Origin of the sequence: Nonomuraea sp. NPDC005730, from assembly GCF_040630865.1 — a bacterium.
Taxonomy (GTDB): Bacteria; Actinomycetota; Actinomycetes; order Streptosporangiales; family Streptosporangiaceae; genus Nonomuraea.
This window is the reverse complement of the sequence record NZ_JBEXYK010000043.1, coordinates 73,666-88,243: the sequence shown is the minus strand read 5'-3', so window position 1 is coordinate 88,243 and position 14,578 is coordinate 73,666. Positions and strand designations below refer to the sequence as shown.

Below are 14,578 nucleotides of genomic sequence, written 5' to 3'. Positions count from 1 at the left end.
GGTGTCATCACCCGGCCGGCCGGTCCGGGCCCCCGCGGACCCGGACGGCACGTCGCGACGCGCTCAGTTCACGTTGAGCGTGAACGTGCTCGTCGTGTTGCGGATATCGGTCGCGTTGTCGCTCAGCCGCAGATCGCCGAACGTGGCCGAGCCGACCGCCGGGCCCTGTCCCGGCTCGGGCAGCTCGTTGACCCAGATGCCGAAGCCCGACTTGGCGTCGAAGGCGTCCCCGCTGCGGTGCGCCCCCGAGATCGACACGTTCGTGAACACGGTGTCGGTGACCGGGTTCAGCGGCGTGCTCGGGCCGGAGTAGCCGGTCTGGAACATGATCCCGCTGTAGGTCGGGTCCACGATGTCCACGTCGGTGACCCGGATCGCGGTGAACTTCTTGGAGGCGGAGAAGATCCACATCGCCGGGAACGTCTGCTGCCCCCAGAAGTGCCCGCCGGAGCGGACGAGCGAGATGTTCTCGAATCTCGTCTGGCCCGGCCCGAAGTCCCGCATCGGGATGCCGAAGTCCAGCGAGCTGATCGTGATGCCCGAGTAGACCAGGGTGTCGGCGATGTAGGCGTTGCGCACGACGTTGTTCTGGCCGCCGTACACCGCGACGCCCGCGGCCCGCCAGGTCAGCAGCGAGGTGATGTTCTCGAAGACGTTGCCCGACTGGTCGGCGTTGACGTTGTCGATCGCCGCGAACAGCGCGAAGCTGTCGTCGCCGGTGGCCCGGGTCTCGACGTTGGTGATCAGGTTGTTCGTGCTGCCGTTGGTGAAGTTCGCGCCGTCGGCGAAGGTGTTCCTGATGCGCGAGTTCCTGATCGTGACGTGGTCGACGTTCGTGCCCCAGAACATGCAGATCTGGTGCTCGACCCAGATGTCGTCGATCGTCATGTTCGAGACCTTCGACAGGTCGAAGATCTTGCCGGGGCCGTCGATGCGCGAGGTGTAGTTGCCGAAGTGGGCGAACCCGGCGAACGTCGAGCCGTTCGACGACGCCTCGGTGCGCCAGCCGACGTCGGTGCCGTCCTGGCCCGAGGGCGAGACGAACCTGGTGTACCAGGGGCCCGCGCCGACCACCTTGACGGCCTTGCCGTACACCTGGAACTTGCCCGTCGTCTGGTACGTGCCCGCGGGCAGGTAGACGCCGGTCAGGTTGGTGTCCTGGCGCGCCTTGTCCAGGGCGTTCTGCACGTCCTGCTGGGAGAACCCGGCCGGTACGGCGTAGTGCGCGGGGTCGGGGTTGCCGGCCGGCGAGACCTGCTCCAGGCTGACGAAGTCGATGGCGTAGGTCGTGCTGTTGGCCGGGTCCTTCTGCAGCCTGATCCTGCTGCCCTTGGGGACCGTGGCGTTCAGCATGACGTTGGCCTCGTCGTAGATGTGGCGGGCCGGGCCGGCGCCGGGCGAGTTGCCGGGGCTCGCCTCCGCGCCGTACAGCCAGGCGTACTTCGAGGTCAGGTCGATGGCCTTGTGGAAGGCGCCGTTGACGTAGATGTTCAGGGTCGAGCTCGTCCCGCCGCCGCCCGGGGCGTCCGGGATGGAGAAGCGGGTGACCAGGGTGTTGGTGTCGGCCTTGGTGGTCCACTCGACGTAGGAGCCGTTCTGGTTCAGCGTCACCGCGCGGCGGCCCGACGCCTCGCCGGCCACCGTGCCGACGTCCCTGCTCGGGCCGACGATCTGCGCGCCGCCGCCGGTCACGCCGTCCTCGGCCTCGTAGGTGTCGTACGGCATGTTCGCGCCGCGGCCGACGAAGAGCTGCTGGACGCTGGTGTTGTTGGCCTGCTTGACCGGCAGCTCGTTGGCGTCGTTCGCGATGACGGTCTTCACGGTGTACCTGCCGTTGGTGGCCGTCCAGGTGCCCAGGGAGACGGGGGCGGTGGTGGCGCCGGCGGCGATCGCGCCGCTGTGGGCGCCGGTCAGGGTTCTGACGACCGTGCCCGCCTCGTTCGCGACGGTCAGCGTGACGCCGTGCGCGCCGGCGGCGGAGGCCACCGTGCCCTGGTTCCTGATCGCGACCGAGAAGGCGACCGTGCTGCCGGTGGCCGGGTTGCCCGGCGTCCAGGAGACCGGCGCGGCGACGAGGTCGGAGGTGTCCACCGGCTTGACGACCAGCGGGGACGGGCCGGTGAGGGAGTTGTTGGACTCGTTCTGCTCGATGACGGCCCCGGCGTCGTCGGCCTTGGCGGTGACCGGGTAGCTGCCGGCGTCCCGGGCGCCGATGTTCGCGGTCACGGTCGCCGAGGCGCCGGCGGCCAGCGCGCCCACGTTCGCGGTGGCGACCTTGCCGGCGCCGAGGGAGAAGGCGACGTCGGTCGCGGCCGACGCCGCGTTGCCGGCGTTCCTGACGACGGCCGACAGCGTGACCGCGTCGGTCTCCACCGGCGCCTGCGGCGACCAGGACAGCGAGGTCACGGTCAGGTCGGGGTTCGGCGCGGGCACGCCCATGACCTGCAGCTCGGCCACCTGCCCCGCCGGGGCCCCGGTGTTGGCCGTGAACGAGAGCCGCACGTCGGCCACCCGCGCGCCGACCGGGATCGTCACCGTGTTGCCCGAGGCCGGGTCGAACGTGTACGCCGCCGAGGAGACCAGGTTCGTGAACCCCGAGGCGCCCTGCTCCCTGCCGAGCACCTGGAACGTCTGGGTGCGGGTGCTCCACACGGCGGCCGGGTCCAGCCTGACCACGACCGAGGAGACGTCGGCGTTCGCGCCGAGCTGCACGGTCAGCGTGTTCGGATAGCTGCCGCCCGCGCCCTCCCAGTACGTCGTCACGCTGTTGTCATCGGCGTTGGCGGCGACGTAGGTGTGCACGTAGGAGGAGGCGGTGATCGGCTTGCCGGCGGCCAGGTTGGAACCGCCGCCGCCGCTGCCGGTGCGGGTGACGGTGTTGCTCGCCGGTGACTGGTTGCCCGCCGCGTCCCTGGCCTTGACCTGGTAGGAGACCGTCAGCGTGCCGGGCTGGGTGTCGGTGTAGGTCAGCACGTTCCCGGCGACGCTGCCGCGCAGCGCGTTGTTGGCGTAGACGTCGTAGCCCGTCACGCCCACGTTGTCGGTGGCGGCGGTCCAGGTCAGCCTGATCTGCCCGGCGACCGGCTCGGTGTAGGCCAGGCCGCCGGGCGCGGACGGGGCCTGGGTGTCGCCGGAGCCGGGGCCGCGCACCTCGAACTCCGAGACCTGGGCGGCGGGCCAGCCGGTGTTGGCGGTGACGGTCACCCGGACGTACCGGACGGTCGCCGCGGTGAAGGTGATCGTCGCCGCCGGGGCGAACGTGCGCACTGCCGAGGCCGACAGCGTCGTGAGCGGCGAGCCTTCGGTGCCGCCCTGGACCGTCAGCGTCTGCGTCCTGGACTCCCACGTGGAGGGCAGCTTCAGGACCACCTCGTGCACGCTGACGGCCGAGCCGAGGTCCACCTGGATCCACTGGGGGAAGGCGTTGTTGGCGCTCTCCCAGTAGGTGGCCTGGTTGCCGTCGGTGGCGTTGCCGCCGCCGTAGACGTCGGTGGTGCTGCTCACCGTGACCGGTTTCCCGGCCGCCAGGTTAGGGCCCGCGGCCGCGGCCGGCGGGGCCGTCCAGCCGATCAGGGCCAGGGCGACGGCCACGGCCGCCGCGAGCGGTCGTAAGAGGGAGGGCTTGCGTCTCATGGGGGGTGTCACCTCTCGTCAGGCTGGGAGGGTTGCCCGCACCTTAAGTTGACCCATAGAAATCCGCAATGTTTCTACTTCATTTCGCAAATAATTGACTACAGCGTGATTTTCGGGCTCCGACGAAGGAAGCAGGTCGCGACCCCTGCGGGAGCGGTGGAATCCGCGCACATCGCCTGCAAGGTCCGGCGCAAGCTGTTGCAAGTCTTTGCGGGATTGGTCGTATAGTTTGCGCATGACCCGACGACTCGGAGACGTGGCCAAGAAGGTCGGCATGAGCGAGGCGACCGTGAGCCGGGTGCTCAACGGCAAGCCCGGCGTGTCGGAGGCCACCAGGGAGGCCGTGCTCACGGCCCTCGACGTGCTCGGGTACGAGCGCCCGACCCGGCTCCGCGGCGACCGCGCCCGGCTGGTCGGCCTGGTGCTGCCCGAGCTGCAGAACCCGATCTTCCCGGCGTTCGCCGAGGTCGTCGGCGGCGCCCTGGCCCAGCAGGGTTTCACCTCCGTGCTCTGCACCCGCACGGTCGGCGGCGTGAGCGAGGCCGACTACGTCAGCCTCCTGCTCTCCCAGCAGGTCAGCGGCGTCGTCTTCGCCGGCGGCCACTACGCCCAGGCCGACGCCTCCCACGACCACTACGAGCTGCTCTACGAGCGCAAACTGCCGACCGTCCTGGTCAACGCCGCCGTCGAGCACCTGGGGTTCCCGCAGGTGTCGGCCGACGACGTCGTGGCCGCCGAGATCGCGCTCGGCCACCTGCGCAGCCTCGGCCACGAGCGGGTGGGCCTGGTGCTCGGGCCGCGCGACCACGTGCCGTCCCGGCGCAAGCTCGCCGCCGTGGCGGGGCAGGTCGATCCCGCGCTGGTCGAGCACAGCATGTACTCGCTGGAGGGCGGGCACGCGGCGGCCGCCAGGCTGGTCGCCAGGGGCGTGACCGGCATCGTGTGCGCCAGCGACATGCTCGCGCTCGGCGCGGTGCGGGCCGTGCGCCGGGCCGGACTGTCGGTGCCGGACGACGTCTCGGTCGTCGGGTTCGACGACTCGGCCCTGATGAACTGCACCGACCCGCCGCTGACCACCGTGCGCCAGCCGATCGACGCCATGGGCCGGGCCGCCGTCGACCTGCTCATCGCGCAGATCGACAAGCACGTGGTGCCCGCCGACGAGCTGCTCTTCGATCCGGAGCTGGTGGTCAGGGCCTCGACGGGACGGGTTCGCGGCTCGTCCTGAGAGCGTCTTCCGGTGACCTAGTCGTTATCTTGCAACCCTATGTCGAAACATTGCGGACATCTGTGGGATCTGCCATTGTGAGCGCACAGCGGGGCGCCTCACCGTCCCCCGGCTTCGTCAAGCTTCGGAAGGGTCAGATCGATGAAGAGATCGGACTATCGCAGGACTGTGGGGCTGCTCGTGGCGGCCGGCCTGAGCATGAGCGCGGCGGCCTGCGGCAGTGGCGACGACACCGAGCCCGAGGCGCGGGGCAGCGCCTCGGGCGCCGCGCAGGTGAGCATCACCGTCGCCTGCCAGCCCGCGAAGTCCGCCCCCAAGGAGCGGCAGGCCTGGGACGACGACGTGGCCGCGTTCATGAAGGCCAACCCCGGCGTGACGGTCAAGAGCACCGACCAGCAGCCCTGCTTCGACCCCAAGACCTTCGGCCCGAAGCTGGCCGGCGGCCAGATGGAGACCGTGTTCGTGGTGCCGGTCACCAACTACGGCGACGTGATCGCCAAGGGACAGGGCCTGGACATCACGCCCTATACCGGTGAGATCAAGAACTGGAACGACCTGCGCCAGGACGTCCGCGACCTGGTCACCAAGGACGGCAAGGTCTACGGCGTCCCCAACGTCCACTACAGCGTCGGCCTGGTCTACAACCGGGCGCTGTTCACCAAGGCCGGGCTCGACCCCAACACCCCGCCCAAGACCTGGGCCGAGGTCCGCGAGGCGGCCAAGAAGATCGCCGCGCTCGGCGGCGGCGTCATCGGCTACGGCGAGTACTCCGGCGGCAACACCGGCGGCTGGCACTTCAACCAGGCCCTGTACGGCCGCGGCGGCGACATGGTCTCGGCCGACGGCAGGACCGCCGCGTTCAACTCGCCCGAGGGCAAGGCCGTGCTCCAGTTCCTCAAGGACCTGCGCTGGGTGGACAAGAGCACCGGCGCCAGGCTGTTCAACGCCTGGGAGCCCCTCATGCAGGCCATGGGCTCGGGCAAGGTCGGCATGATGCTCGGCGCCCCCGACGTCGTCACCGACGTGGTCAACAAGTTCAAGGGCGCCGCCACCGACTACGGCATCACCGGCTTCCCCGAGGCCAAGGCGTCGCTGAGCGGCGGCGAGGCGTTCTTCGTCAACCCCAAGGCCACGCCCGAGCAGGCCAAGGCCGGCCTGGCCTGGGTGAACTTCCGCTTCAACACCGTCGACAAGGGCCGCTTCGACTTCGCCCGCGGCAAGTCGCTCGGCAACCCGGTCGGCGTGCCCGACAACGACGTCTACGGCGCCTCGCCCACCGGCAAGGCCCTCCAGGACGCCCGCAAGGCCAACGCCACCCTGCCGGTGGAGAACTACCAGCCGTACGTGGACGCCTCGGCCACCATCCCGCCCAAGATGGAGCCGCCGCACGCCCAGGAGCTCTACGCCATCCTCGACGTCGCCATGTCGGCCGTGCTGAGCCGCGAGGACGCCAGTGTCGACCAGCTCCTCGCGGACGCCGAGACCAAGGCGAACGCCATGCTCGGCAAGGGCTGAGCGGAACGTGAGACCGGGGCGCCGCACCCGCCGGCGCCCCGGTACGTCGAGTCGGTGATCGGAGACACCCCATGAGCATTGCGACCGCCGGAGCCGCGCGACGGCCGAGGCCGCCCTCGCCGTTGCGCCGGGCGTTGCGGAGGAACCTGACGGCCTACGGGTTCATGGTCGGGGCGCTGTTCTGCTTCGTCCTGTTCTCCTGGTATCCCATCGTCCAGGAGTTCATCCTCAGCTTCCAGAAGACCGACCTGGTCAACGAGCCGGAGTGGGTCGGGCTGGACAACTTCAGGGCCGCCTTAGCCGACCCCGCCTTCGGGCCCGCCTGGCTGAACACGCTCATGTTCACCGTCCTCGCGTTGGTGCTCGGCTACGGGCTGCCGTTCGCGGTGGCGATCCTGCTCAACGAGCTCCGCCACTGCCGGGCCTACCTGCGGTTCGTGGTGTACCTGCCGGTCATGCTGCCCCCGGCCGTCGCGGTGCTGCTCTTCCGCTGGTTCTACGACCCCGACGTCGGCCTGTTCAACCAGATCCTCGGCTTCTTCTCGCTGCCCGGACTCAACTGGATCTACTCGACCGACACCGCGCTGCTCTGCCTGGTGCTCGTCTCGACCTGGATGAACATGGGCTCGGCGACCCTGATCTACCTCGCCGCGCTGCAGAACATCCCGCCCGACCTCTACGAGGCCGCCGAGCTCGACGGCGCCGGCGTGTGGAAGCGGATCAGGCACATCACGATCCCGCAGACCCGGCTGATCCTGCTGCTCATGCTGATGTTGCAGATCGTCGCGACGATGCAGGTCTTCATCGAGCCGTACCTGCTCACCGGCGGCGGCCCCGAGAACGCCACCGCCACCGTCGTCTTCCTGATGTTCCAGCAGGCGTTCACCTACAGCGACTACGGCGCGGGCGGCGCGCTGGGGATGATGCTCATGGTCGTCCTGCTCGCCTTCGCCGCCGTGCAGCTCCGGCTGACCCGCGAGGAGAAGGGCTGACCATGTCGAACGCCACCCTGCGGCGCCCCGCCGCGCCGCCCTCGCCAGGACGCCGGGCGAGGAGACGGCCGCCCAGGCGCATCGAGGTGCAGTTCCGCACGATCATCTCCCCGCACCAGCTCAACAGCCGGTGGGGACGGCGGGTCTACTGGACGGTCCTGGTCGCGACCGTCGTCACGTTCACGGTCGTGTTCCTCCTGCCGATGTACTGGATGATCACCGGCGCGCTGAAGTCGGCCGAGGAGTTCGCCCAGGTGCCGCCCACGCTCTTCCCGAAGGAGCTGAACTTCGGGAAGTTCCTGGAGTCGTGGGAGCTGTTCGACATCGGCACCCTGCTGAAGAACACCGTCCTGTACGCCGCCGGCGGCTGGCTGATCACCATGTCGATCGACGTCGCCGCCGCGTACGCGCTGTCCAAGCTGCGCCCGGCGTTCGGCAACGTGATCCTCGGCGCCATGCTGGCCACGCTGATGATCCCGCCGATGGTCGTGCTCATCCCCACCTATCTCGCCATCCACGACGTGCCGATCCTCGGCTGGGACCTGCTGAACGACCCGTGGGGCCTGTGGCTGCCCGCCGCGGCCAACGGCTTCAACATCTTCCTGCTCAAGAGGTTCTTCGACTCCATCCCCCGCGAGCTGCTCGAAGCCGCCCAGATCGACGGCGGCGGCCCGTTCCGCATCCTGTGGTCGGTGGTGCTGCCGGTCTCCCGCCCGATCCTCGGCGTGACGTCGATCTTCACGATCGTCACCTCGTTCAAGGACTTCATCTGGCCGCTGCTCGTCATGAGCGACAGCGAGAAGATGACGCTCAGCGTGGGCCTGGCCCAGACCGCCGGGGCCGTGTCGCAGGACCAGGTCATGGGCGGCCTGGTGATCGCCAGCATCCCGACCGTCATCGTCTTCTTCATCTTCCAGCGGCACATCATGGCGGGACTCACCGCCGGCAGCCTCAAGGGCTGAGTGCCTTCACCCATGGCAAGGAGTTGTCTTCAGCATGTCCGAAACGTGGTGGCGGGGAGCCGCGATCTATCAGGTCTACCTGCGCAGCTTCGCCGACGGCAACGGTGACGGCGTGGGCGACCTGGCGGGGCTGCGGGCACGTTTGCCGTACCTGTCGGCGCTCGGGGTGAACGCGATCTGGCTCAACCCCTGGTACCCCTCGCCGCTGGCCGACGGCGGGTACGACGTGGCCGACTACCGGGACATCGATCCCGTGTTCGGCACCCTGGCCGAGGCGGAGGAGTTCATCGCCGAGGCGCACGGGCTGAACATCAGGATCATCATCGACGTGGTGCCGAACCACAGCTCGACCGCGAGCGCGTGGTTCCAGGAGGCGTTGCGCGATCCGTCCGTGCGCGACCGGTTCTGGTTCCGGGACGAGCCCGGCGAGTGGCAGTCGATCTTCGGCGGCCCCGCCTGGACCCAGCTGCCCGACGGCCAGTGGTACCTGCACCTGTTCGACCCCGGCCAGCCCGACCTCAACTGGACCAACCCGGACGTCCACCGCGAGTTCCACGACGTGCTGCGCTTCTGGTACGACCGCGGCGTGGACGGCATCCGCATCGACTCGGCCGCCCTGCTCGCCAAGCCCGGCGGCCTGACCGGCTCGTACGAGGACCTGGACGAGGTCCACGACGTCTACCGCAGCTGGCGCCTGATCAACGACGAGTACGCCGACCGCGTCCTGGTCGGCGAGGTCTGGCTGCCCGACCAGGAGCGCCTGGCCCGCTACCTGCGCTCCGACGAGCTGCACACCGTCTTCAACTTCCCGTTCCTGGCCTGCCCCTGGGAGCCCGCCGGGCTGCGCCAGGTGATCGAGCAGACCCTCGCCACCCACGCCCCGCTCGGCGCCCCGCCCACCTGGGTGCTGTCCAACCACGACGTCGCCCGCGTCGTCACCCGGTACGGCCGCGCCGACACCTCCTGGGACCACGGCGACCGCAGGGACGGCGCCCCCTCCGACCTGGAGCTCGGCTACCGCCGGGCGCGCGCGGCGGCGCTGCTGGCCATGGCGCTGCCCGGCGGCATCTACGTCTACCAGGGCGAGGAGCTGGGCCTGCCGGAGGTGGACGACATCCCCGACGAGCTGCGCCAGGACCCGATGTGGCGGCGCTCGAACCACACGGTGAAGGGCCGCGACGGGTGCCGGGTGCCGCTGCCGTGGTCGGGCGACGAGCCGCCGTTCGGCTTCGGCACGGCCACGCCGTGGCTGCCGCAGCCGGACGGCTGGAACAAGCTCACCGTCGAGGCCCAGACCGCCGACCTGGGGTCGATGCTCAACCTCTACCGGGACGGGCTGCGCATCCGTGCCGAGCGGCTCGGCGACGGCACGCTCACCTGGCTCGACCTCGGGCCCGACGTGCTCGCCTTCACCCGGGAGTCCGGCCTGACCTGCGTGGTCAACCTGGGCGCCGACCCGGTGCCGCTGCCCGCCCACGGCACGGTCCTGCTGGCCAGCGGCACCCTGGACGGCGACCGCCTGCCCACCGACACGGCGGCCTGGCTCGCCTGACCGCGTCAGCCCTGGACGCGGAGGTCGGCGAAGAGGGCGCGGTGGTCGGAGCCGGGCAGGTCGAGGATCCGCACGTCCACCGCCCGCGCCCGCCCGTCCGTGAGCACGTGGTCGATCGCCACCAGCGGCGGGAACCGGCGCATCGGCCACGTGGGGACCAGCCCCTTGCCGGTGGCCGCCGCCGCGTCGGTGTAGCCGGTGCCCAGCAGCCGCCGGAACACGGCGTGGTCCAGCGTGGCGTTGAAGTCCCCGGCCAGGACGCGCGGCGCGCCCGTGGACGGCGCGGGTGGCAGCGTCCCGACCCCCGCCGCCCACTCCGGCACCGTCGAGGGCACCGGCGCCACCGGATGCACGACCACCACCTCCACCGCGCCGCCGGGCAGCGCCGCCTCCACGACCGGCATGTGGTGCCCGACCGGCTGAAACACGCCCGTACGCTCGCGCAGCGGGTGGCGCGCGTACACGCCGCTGCCCACCGGCCCCCACGTCTCCGGCTTGGTGACCTGGTACGGCAGCAGCGTCTCCAGCCCGGCCGCCGCCAGCCGGTCGCGTTCGGACCAGGTCAGCTCCTGGAGGCTGAGCACGTCCACGTTCAGGGTGCGGACCAGGTCGACGATCGTGCGGGCGTCGCCGCGGCCGCCGTTGAGGTTGGCGGTCAGCACGCGCAACGGGCGGCCGGTCGCGGCGTCCGTACCGCCGGCCAGGACGCGCGGGAGCACCAGCCAGGCCAGGCACACGCACACCGCCAGCATGACCGCGACCGCCGCCCTGCTGCGGACCAGCGCCGCCACCCCCAGCATCAGCAGCGCCGCCACCCCGAAGTACGGCGTGAAGGACACCAGCGGGACCAGCAGGACGCCCGACTCCAGGCCGCCGAGCCGGACCGCCGTCCCCGCCGCGAACAGCACCGCGACCGCCGTCGCCAGCCGCCGCCGCCAGACCCGGCGCGGACGCGTCCGCACGGGCTCCTTCACCACTTCGTCCATGAGCACAGCCCGAACCATAGGCCGCGATTCTTAAACCTGGATGAGCGTCAGGCGGGACCGAGGCTCCACGCGCTCAGCAGAGCGTCGCCGCCGGTGCCCACGACCACGGGACGGCCCGCCAGCTCGGCCAGCGCCAGGGCCCGGACCTCGGCGCCCGGCCCCGGGCCCAGCTCCCCGACGACCTTGCCGTCGGTCAGGCTCCAGACGCGGACGACCGTCTCGCCGCCGCCCGGCGTGTGCGCGACGACCGCGACGGGCCTGCCGCCGAGCGCGCCCACGACCAGCGCGGACGCCCCCCGGTCGTCGGGGCTGCGGCGGCTGAACGTCCACTTCTTCCGGCGCCTGCCGGTCGCCAGGTCGTAGACGCGCAGGGTGGCGTCGAGGTGGGTGGAGACCAGGACGGGACGGCCGTCCAGCTCGCCGCAGGCGAGCAGCTCGATGCCGCCGATCTCGCCGGTCTTGTACGAGTGTGTCACCTTTCCGTCTGACAGGCGGCGGACCCGGACGCGGTTGTCGCCGTCGCCGGTGACCAGCACGTCGTCGTCGCCGAGGCGGCCGAAGGCCAGGCCGTTGATGCCCTGGAAGTGATCGGTGACGGCCGGGCCGATCTGGCGGCCGGTGGCGATGTCCCACAGGCGGACGACGCTGTGCAGGTCCTTCAGGCTGTCGTACTTCTGGGTGACGGCGACCGCGCGTCCGGCGGTGGTGACGGCGATGACCGGGTCGGCCGCCTTCTTCCTGCCGAGGGCGCCGCCCGCGGGGTTCCACAGCCGCATCGTGCCGTCGCCGTGCCCGGCGGCGGCCCTGCCGTCGCCGTAGGCCACGGCGGTCACGGCGGCGCCGCCGTCGCCCAGCCTGCGCACGGCCGCGGACGCCGGGCCGAGGTCCCAGACGAGCACCGTGCCCCTGGACGTGCCGCAGACGACGGTGGAGCCGGCGGCGGCCAGGGCGGCCGGCGTGCCGCTGCCCGCCGGCAGCGCCACGGGCTCCCTGACGGGCGCGCCGAACGGCTCGGCCGCGGGGGACGGGGTGGTGGACGCCGTGGGCGATCCTGTGGGGGACGTGCTGGGCGCGGGGCTCGTCGCGGCCGTCGTCGGCGTGGTCGGCGTGGTCGGCGCCGTCGGCGTGCCTGTCGCCGGGGGGCCGGTCGGGTCGCCGGTGGGGCGGGGGGACGGGTCGTCGGCGAGGCCGTTCGCGGGGCGCAGGAGCAGGAAGGCGGACGCCGCCGCGGCCGCAGCGGCCGCCGCACCGCCGACCATCACGGCCCGCCGGCTCACCCGCGGGCCCGAGCCCGGCCTGGTCGCCTCACCATGAAACGCCGGCCCCGTCGCCCCGCCCGGAGGAACCGTCGCCCCGGCCCCCGCCCCGACCGACGGGGTCGTCGCTCCAGGCCCGCGTGGGGGGACCGTCGCCTCAGCTCCGGACGGAGGGATTGTCGCTCCAGGCCCGCGTGGGGGGACCGTCGCTCCGGGGGCGGGCGGGGGGATCGTCGCACCGGCTCCGGGTCCGGCTCCGGCTCCGGGCGGAGGGGGCGTCGCCGGGCTTCCCCCGTGCCCGTCCGGCCCCCCACCGGCCCCCGGATGCGCCGGGTGCTGGGGCGCGGGCCCCTCGGAACGGAGGTGTGCCGAGCCCGGGACGCCCGGCGGGTACGTCCCGGCCGAGCCCGCGGCGGCGGGTGGGTACGGCGTCGGCGAGCCCGACGCGGAGTTCGGCGCTGACGGCGAGTTCGGCGCTGACGCCGAGTGCGGGGCGCTCGGGAAGGAGGTCGGGTGGGCGGAGCCGGGGGCGCTGATGAGGTGGCGGAGGAGGCCGGCGGGGGTGGGACGGGCGGCGGGGTCCTTGGCGAGGCAGGACCGGATCGGGTCCACCAGGCGGGCCGGCACGTCCGTGAGGTCGGGCACCCCGCTCATGACCTTGTGCAGGATGGCGGCGACCGTCTCACCGGCGTACGGCGGATGGCCGGTGGCCGCGAACACCATCGTCCCCGCCCAGCTGAACACGTCGGACGCCGGCCCGACCCGTTCGCCCCCGAACTGCTCGGGCGACATGTACGCCGGCGTCCCCATCGGCGCCGAGGCCTGCGTCGTCGCCCCCAAGGTCTTGGCGATGCCGAAGTCGATGACGATCGGCCCCTCGGGCCCCATCAGCACGTTGCCCGGCTTGAAGTCGCGGTGCACGATCCCGGCCTCGTGGATGGCGGCCAGCGCGGTCAGCGTGGAGATCGCCAGCCGGTCCAGCGCGCCCCCCGTACGCGGTCCCGACTCCCGGACGAGCCTCTGCAGGGTGTCGCCCGCGACGTACTCGCTCACGATGTACGCCCGCCCGTCGGCCACCCCCACGTCCAGCACGGCGGCGGTGCAGAACGCGGCCACCCGGCGCGCCGCCTCGGCCTCGCGCAGCAGGCCCCGGGTGACGTCGTCGTCCTGGGTCAGGTGGCTGTGCAGCAGCTTGATCGCGACCACGCGGCCCGTGCCGTCGACGCCCTTGTAGACGATCCCCTGCCCGCCCGAGCCGAGCACGCCGAGCAGCCGGTGGTCGCCGATCCTCTCGGGATCGCCCGGCCGGAGCGGACGGACTTCCGGCATTCCGCTCCTCCCCTCGGGCACGTACCGGCATATGTCGGCGAACCACACCATAGGGCCGCCTGGGCGAGCCCCGGAAGCCGGGGCCGCGCCGGATGGCAGGATCGAAGCCGGCACCGCGCAGGAAAGGCGTCCCGCATGGCTCCCAGGATCGCGACCGCCCGCCGCCATCAGGAGCGCGCCCCCAGCAGCGCGCCATCAGGAGCGCGCCATCAGCAGCGCGTCGCCGGGAGCTCGTCGCCAGGGGCCCGGCGCCTCAGCGGGCCAGCACCTCGCGCAGCACGTCGGCGAACTCCTTCGGCCGGTCGACGAAGCCGCCGTGCTCGCCGGGGAACACCACCGGCGGCGCGCCGAGCAGGTCGGCCAGCGCCTGCGACGTGCGGTACGTGAGCAGGCCGCCCGAATCGGCCCCGACGCCCACGACGACGCGGGCCGGCCCGGCCTTCAGCGCCGCGACGTCGGGCACGTAGCGGGTGGTGCCGCGCAGCTCGTGCAGGAAGAAGTGGGCGGCGTCGGCCAGGTCCTGCTCGGGCGACTCGCTCGGCGGCGGGGGCGGGGCGTCCTCGCCGGTCTCGAAGCCCGCGGCGGCCATGAACTTCCCGAACGCCGCCCCCGGGCCCTCCCGGCGGAACGTCTCGATCATGTCGTCCACCTCGGCGCGGCGCCGGGCCACGTCGGGCAGCAGCTCCAGCACGGGCGGCTCGTGCGCGACCAGGGTGCGCACGCGGGTGGGGTGGCGGGTGACCAGGGCGAGGCCGGTCACCGCGCCGCCGCTGCTGCCGAGCACGTCGGCCGACCCGGCGCCGAGCGCGTCGATGATCGCGACCGCGTCCTCGGCCCGCAGGTCGGGGGTGGAGTCCTGGTCGGGGTCGTCGAGCGTGCTGCCGGCCACGCCGCGCGGGTCGTGGGTGACGACGGTGTGCTCGCCGGCCAGCTCCTCGGCCAGCGGGGCGAAGGGGGCGGCGTCCATCGGCGCGCCCACGAGCAGCAGCAGCGGGCCGCTGCCGCGGACGTGGTAGCGCAGGCGGCCGCCCGGGATGTCGAGAGTGTGCGTGGTGCTCATCGGCGTGGGTCCTTCCGCGGAGTCGGGGTGACACCAGGTTGGACTCCCGAGGGCACGCGAACTCA

9 protein-coding genes are annotated in these 14,578 nt (G+C 72.1%); 5 read left to right on the top strand and 4 right to left on the bottom strand.

Annotation, left to right across the window (positions count from 1 at the left end; genetic code table 11):
* Window positions 1-63 precede the first annotated feature (63 nt).
* Window positions 64-3,633, bottom strand: coding sequence for a discoidin domain-containing protein (locus ABZ444_RS35200; protein ID WP_358006653.1), 3,570 nt, complete (start codon window positions 3,631-3,633; stop codon window positions 64-66).
* 235 nt (window positions 3,634-3,868) lie between these two features.
* On the opposite strand from ABZ444_RS35200, the gene ABZ444_RS35195 reads away from it, so the two are divergent.
* From ABZ444_RS35195 to ABZ444_RS35175, 5 genes are all read left to right on the top strand, one after another.
* Window positions 3,869-4,861, top strand: coding sequence for a LacI family DNA-binding transcriptional regulator (locus tag ABZ444_RS35195; protein WP_358006649.1), 993 nt, complete (start codon window positions 3,869-3,871; stop codon window positions 4,859-4,861).
* 141 nt (window positions 4,862-5,002) lie between these two features.
* The gene (locus ABZ444_RS35190; protein ID WP_358006646.1) at window positions 5,003-6,376 is read left to right on the top strand and encodes an extracellular solute-binding protein; all 1,374 of its coding nucleotides are present in this window, start codon (window positions 5,003-5,005) and stop codon (window positions 6,374-6,376) included.
* Window positions 6,377-6,447: 71 nt separating this feature from the next.
* Window positions 6,448-7,368: a sugar ABC transporter permease gene (locus ABZ444_RS35185; RefSeq protein ID WP_358006643.1), complete on the top strand. Its 921-nt coding sequence runs from the start codon at window positions 6,448-6,450 to the stop codon at window positions 7,366-7,368.
* Window positions 7,369-7,370: 2 nt separating this feature from the next.
* Complete coding sequence (locus ABZ444_RS35180) at window positions 7,371-8,330, top strand: carbohydrate ABC transporter permease (RefSeq protein ID WP_358006640.1); 960 nt, start codon at window positions 7,371-7,373, stop codon at window positions 8,328-8,330.
* 34 nt (window positions 8,331-8,364) lie between these two features.
* Window positions 8,365-9,882, top strand: a complete 1,518-nt coding sequence (locus ABZ444_RS35175; protein ID WP_358006637.1) for a glycoside hydrolase family 13 protein — start codon at window positions 8,365-8,367, stop codon at window positions 9,880-9,882.
* A gap of 5 nt (window positions 9,883-9,887) precedes the next feature.
* On the opposite strand, the gene ABZ444_RS35170 is transcribed toward ABZ444_RS35175, so the two are convergent.
* From ABZ444_RS35170 to ABZ444_RS35160, 3 genes are all read right to left on the bottom strand, one after another.
* Complete coding sequence (locus tag ABZ444_RS35170) at window positions 9,888-10,868, bottom strand: endonuclease/exonuclease/phosphatase family protein (RefSeq protein WP_358006656.1); 981 nt, start codon at window positions 10,866-10,868, stop codon at window positions 9,888-9,890.
* A gap of 47 nt (window positions 10,869-10,915) precedes the next feature.
* The gene (locus tag ABZ444_RS35165; protein WP_358006634.1) at window positions 10,916-13,453 is read right to left on the bottom strand and encodes a protein kinase; all 2,538 of its coding nucleotides are present in this window, start codon (window positions 13,451-13,453) and stop codon (window positions 10,916-10,918) included.
* A gap of 253 nt (window positions 13,454-13,706) precedes the next feature.
* Window positions 13,707-14,513, bottom strand: a complete 807-nt coding sequence (locus tag ABZ444_RS35160; RefSeq protein WP_358006631.1) for an alpha/beta hydrolase — start codon at window positions 14,511-14,513, stop codon at window positions 13,707-13,709.
* Window positions 14,514-14,578: the final 65 nt, after the last annotated feature.